Below are 5,467 nucleotides of genomic sequence, written 5' to 3' on the forward strand. Positions count from 1 at the left end.
AAAGGATGTCCGGCGGTGACCTACTCTCCCACCCAGCTTCCCGGGCAGTACCATCGGCGCTGGTGGGCTTAGCTTCCGGGTTCGGAATGGGACCGGGCGTTTCCCCACCGCTATGACCGCCGTAACACTATCGAGTTCTGAGGCACCCCCCTCCCACCACACCGCCCGTGTTAAGCGGGGGCGGGCAAGGAGTGGTCACCCGTGACTCGGGAACCGCACAGTGGACGCGAACAGAACTTCCGTTCTCAACTTTGAGTCTCACCGACCACCTTCCAACAGTGTTGGGGTGTGGCAAGTCATCGGCTTATTAGTACCGGTCAGCTGCAACCATTACTGGTCGTCCACATCCGGCCTATCAACCCAGTAGTCTGCTGGGAGCCTCTCGGACTCGAAGTCCATGGAGACCTCATCTTGAAGCAGGCTTCCCGCTTAGATGCTTTCAGCGGTTATCCCTCCCGAACGTAGCCAACCAGCCGTGCTCCTGGCGGAACAACTGGCACACCAGAGGTTCGTCCGTCCCGGTCCTCTCGTACTAGGGACAGCCCTTCTCAAGTCTCCAACGCGCGCAGCGGATAGGGACCGAACTGTCTCACGACGTTCTAAACCCAGCTCGCGTACCGCTTTAATGGGCGAACAGCCCAACCCTTGGGACCTACTCCAGCCCCAGGATGCGACGAGCCGACATCGAGGTGCCAAACCATGCCGTCGATATGGACTCTTGGGCAAGATCAGCCTGTTATCCCCGGGGTACCTTTTATCCGTTGAGCGACCGCGTTTCCACAAACCACGGCCGGATCACTAGTTCCGACTTTCGTCCCTGCTCGACCTGTCAGTCTCGCAGTCAAGCTCCCTTGTGCACTTACACTCGACACCTGATTGCCAACCAGGATGAGGGAACCTTTGAGCGCCTCCGTTACTCTTTAGGAGGCAACCGCCCCAGTTAAACTACCCACCAGGCACTGTCCCTGATCCGGATCACGGACCGAAGTTAGATGTCCAGAACGACCAGAGTGGTATTTCAACGATGACTCCACCGACACTGGCGTGCCGACTTCACAGTCTCCCACCTATCCTACACAAGCCGTACCGAACACCAATACCAAGCTATAGTGAAGGTCCCGGGGTCTTTCCGTCCTGCTGCGCGTAACGAGCATCTTTACTCGTAGTGCAATTTCGCCGAGTTCGCGGTTGAGACAGCGGAGAAGTCGTTACGCCATTCGTGCAGGTCGGAACTTACCCGACAAGGAATTTCGCTACCTTAGGATGGTTATAGTTACCACCGCCGTTTACTGGCGCTTAAGTTCTGAGCTTCGCTGGCGAACCAGCTGACCCGTCCCCTTAACGTTCCAGCACCGGGCAGGCGTCAGTCCGTATACATCGTCTTGCGACTTCGCACGGACCTGTGTTTTTAGTAAACAGTCGCTTCTCCCTGGTCTCTGCGGCCGTCGCGCCTAACCCGCAAGGGTTTCAACGCTAGGGCCCCCCTTCTCCCGAAGTTACGGGGGCATTTTGCCGAGTTCCTTAACCACGATTCTCTCGTCGCCTTGGTATTCTCTACCTGACCACCTGAGTCGGTTTGGGGTACGGGCGGCTTGAACCTCACGCCGAGGCTTTTCTAGGCAGCATAGGATCACCCTGCTTCCCGCATACGCGGTCACCATCAGGTCTCAGACTCCACATTGAAGTGAGAGGTGCGGATTTGCCTACACCTCGCCCTACACCCTTGGACGTGGACTACCATCGCCACGCGGTGGCTACCTTCCTGCGTCACCCCTGTTAATGCGCTTACCTACTACCGGATCGGGTCGCGCGCTCCACCAACATCACCCGAAGGTTCCGAAGGCTTTGGGCGCTTAGCATCCCCGGGCTCGGTATGGGCGGTTCTTCGCCGGTACGGGAATATCAACCCGTTGTCCATCGACTACGCCTGTCGGCCTCGCCTTAGGTCCCGACTTACCCAGGGCGGATGAGCCTGGCCCTGGAACCCTTGGTCATTCGGCGGACGGGATTCTCACCCGTCTTTCGCTACTCATGCCTGCATTCTCACTCGTGTGGCGTCCACGACTGGATCACTCCGCCGCTTCACCCGCCACACGACGCTCCCCTACCCATCCACACGACTGAACCCACTGCAAGCAGCAGGCTGATCGATGTGTGAATGCCACAGCTTCGGCGGTGTGCTTGAGCCCCGCTACATTGTCGGCGCGGAATCACTTGACCAGTGAGCTATTACGCACTCTTTCAAGGGTGGCTGCTTCTAAGCCAACCTCCTGGTTGTCTGTGCAACTCCACATCCTTTCCCACTTAGCACACGCTTAGGGGCCTTAGCTGGTGGTCTGGGCTGTTTCCCTCTCGACTACGAAGCTTATCCCCCGCAGTCTCACTGCCACGCTCTCACTTACCGGCATTCGGAGTTTGGCTGACGTCAGTAACCTTGTGGGGCCCATCGGCCATCCAGTAGCTCTACCTCCGGCAAGAAACACGTGACGCTGCACCTAAATGCATTTCGGGGAGAACCAGCTATCACGAAGTTTGATTGGCCTTTCACCCCTACCCACAGGTCATCCCCCAGGTTTTCAACCCTGGTGGGTTCGGTCCTCCACGCGGTCTTACCCGCGCTTCAACCTGCCCATGGGTAGATCACTTCGCTTCGGGTCTAGAGCACGCGACTCATACGCCCTGTTCGGACTCGCTTTCGCTACGGCTTCCCCACACGGGTTAACCTCGCCACGTACCACTAACTCGCAGGCTCATTCTTCAAAAGGCACGCCGTCACCCCAACCAAGGAGGCTCCGACGGATTGTAGGCACACGGTTTCAGGTACTATTTCACTCCCCTCCCGGGGTACTTTTCACCATTCCCTCACGGTACTGTCCGCTATCGGTCACCAGGGAGTATTCAGGCTTAGGGGGTGGTCCCCCCAGATTCACACGGGATTTCTCGGGCCCCGTGCTACTTGGGATACCCATCAGGAGGCCACGCCATTTCGTCTACGGGGGTCCCACCCTCTGTGCCGGGCCATTCAATGCCCTTCGACTATGACGCGACTTTCTTACTCCTTGACCGAGTGCTAGCCCGATCCGATGAGTCCCACGACCCCGACCATGCAACGCCTAGCAGCTATCACACATGACCGGTTTAGCCTCTTCCGCTTTCGCTCGCCACTACTCACGGAATCGCGGTTGCTTTCTCTTCCTGTGGGTACTGAGATGTTTCACTTCCCCACGTTCCCTCCACGCACCCTATGTGTTCAGATGCGGGTCACTGGACATGACTCCAGCGGGGTTTCCCCATTCGGAAATCCTCGGATCACAGTTCGGTTGCCAACTCCCCGAGGCTTATCGCAGGCTCCTACGTCCTTCTTCGGCTCCTGGTGCCAAGGCATCCACCGTATGCCCTTAAAAACTTGACCACACACAAAATGCGATCAGCAAAGACTAAAGATGCTCGCGTCCACTGTGCAGTTCTCAAGCAACGGGCGAACCCACACCCAGATCCCAGCGCCAACCCCCACCCACTCACCCACAAGAACGAGCAGACAGAAGCGGTACGACTGACCAGATGCAGCCCTGCGAAGCAACGACCCGGCGACCAACCCCCCACCACAGCAGGAAGCCAGCCCCGAAGGTTCGTTCCCTCAGGACCCAACAGCGTGCCCGACACCACACCCACCAACCCCACCGATCCAACCCACCACCACCTGCCCCACCCCAGCCCCGAAGGACCAGCAGCACGGACAAGCCGCCCACCCCGAAGGATGAGACCAGCAGCAGGCGTACGAGGAAGAGCTCGCAGCTGCAACGCCATGTCGATGTTCCACCCTTGAGCACCACCCACGGGGCGTTCGCCCGCAGCGTGGCTGTCACCACCGCGCCCCCACCCCACGACGGAGGTGAGCGCCTGTGCGCTGGTGAAAATGCTCCTTAGAAAGGAGGTGATCCAGCCGCACCTTCCGGTACGGCTACCTTGTTACGACTTCGTCCCAATCGCCAGTCCCACCTTCGACGGCTCCCCCCACAAGGGTTAGGCCACCGGCTTCGGGTGTTACCAACTTTCGTGACGTGACGGGCGGTGTGTACAAGCCCCGGGAACGTATTCACCGCAGCGTTGCTGATCTGCGATTACTAGCGACTCCGACTTCACGGGGTCGAGTTGCAGACCCCGATCCGAACTGAGACCAGCTTTTTGGGATTCGCTCCACCTCACGGTCTCGCAGCCCTTTGTACTGGCCATTGTAGCATGCGTGAAGCCCAAGACATAAGGGGCATGATGATTTGACGTCATCCCCACCTTCCTCCGAGTTGACCCCGGCAGTCTCCTATGAGTCCCCGCCATCACGCGCTGGCAACATAGGACGAGGGTTGCGCTCGTTGCGGGACTTAACCCAACATCTCACGACACGAGCTGACGACAACCATGCACCACCTGTGCAAGATCCCTTGCGGACCCGACATCTCTGCCGGATTACCCTGCATGTCAAGCCTTGGTAAGGTTCTTCGCGTTGCATCGAATTAATCCGCATGCTCCGCCGCTTGTGCGGGGCCCCGTCAATTCCTTTGAGTTTTAGCCTTGCGGCCGTACTCCCCAGGCGGGGCGCTTAATGCGTTTGCTGCGGCACGGAACTCGTGGAATGAGCCCCACACCTAGCGCCCAACGTTTACGGCGTGGACTACCAGGGTATCTAATCCTGTTCGCTACCCACGCTTTCGCTCCTCAGCGTCAGTTACAGCCCAGAGACCCGCCTTCGCCACCGGTGTTCCTCCTGATATCTGCGCATTCCACCGCTACACCAGGAATTCCAGTCTCCCCTACTGCACTCTAGTCTGCCCGTACCCACTGCAGGCGCGGAGTTGAGCCCCGCGTTTTCACAGCAGACGCGACAAACCGCCTACGAGCTCTTTACGCCCAATAATTCCGGACAACGCTTGCACCCTACGTATTACCGCGGCTGCTGGCACGTAGTTAGCCGGTGCTTCTTCTGCAGGTACCGTCACTTGCGCTTCTTCCCTGCTGAAAGAGGTTTACAACCCGAAGGCCTTCATCCCTCACGCGGCGTCGCTGCGTCAGGCTTTCGCCCATTGCGCAATATTCCCCACTGCTGCCTCCCGTAGGAGTCTGGGCCGTGTCTCAGTCCCAGTGTGGCCGGTCACCCTCTCAGGCCGGCTACCCGTCGTCGCCTTGGTAGGCCATCACCCCACCAACAAGCTGATAGGCCGCGAGCCCATCCCTGACCGAAAAACTTTCCACACCACCCCATGCGAGGCGATGTCATATCCGGTATTAATCCCGGTTTCCCGAGGCTATCCCAGAGTCAGGGGCAGGTTGCTCACGTGTTACTCACCCGTTCGCCGCTGATCCCCCCGAAGGGTTCACCGCTCGACTTGCATGTGTTAAGCACGCCGCCAGCGTTCGTCCTGAGCCAGGATCAAACTCTCCGTTGATGTGATAAACCCACCCACACCCCAGG

At 58.8% G+C, this 5,467-nt stretch carries 3 rRNA genes; all 3 read right to left on the bottom strand.

What is annotated here, in order from left to right:
- Positions 1 to 7: 7 nt before the first annotated feature.
- Positions 8 to 124, bottom strand: a 5S ribosomal RNA gene (gene rrf, locus FHN55_RS21525).
- Positions 125 to 287: 163 nt separating this feature from the next.
- Positions 288 to 3,412 (bottom strand): 23S ribosomal RNA (locus FHN55_RS21530).
- Between the two features lie 515 nt (positions 3,413 to 3,927).
- A 16S ribosomal RNA gene (locus tag FHN55_RS21535) occupies positions 3,928 to 5,441 on the bottom strand.
- Together the 16S, 23S and 5S rRNA genes form the textbook arrangement of a ribosomal RNA operon.
- Positions 5,442 to 5,467 lie beyond the last annotated feature (26 nt).

It is taken from the genome of Streptomyces sp. NP160 (assembly GCF_006335115.1).
In the GTDB taxonomy this organism is placed as follows: domain Bacteria; phylum Actinomycetota; class Actinomycetes; order Actinomycetales; family Quadrisphaeraceae; genus Quadrisphaera.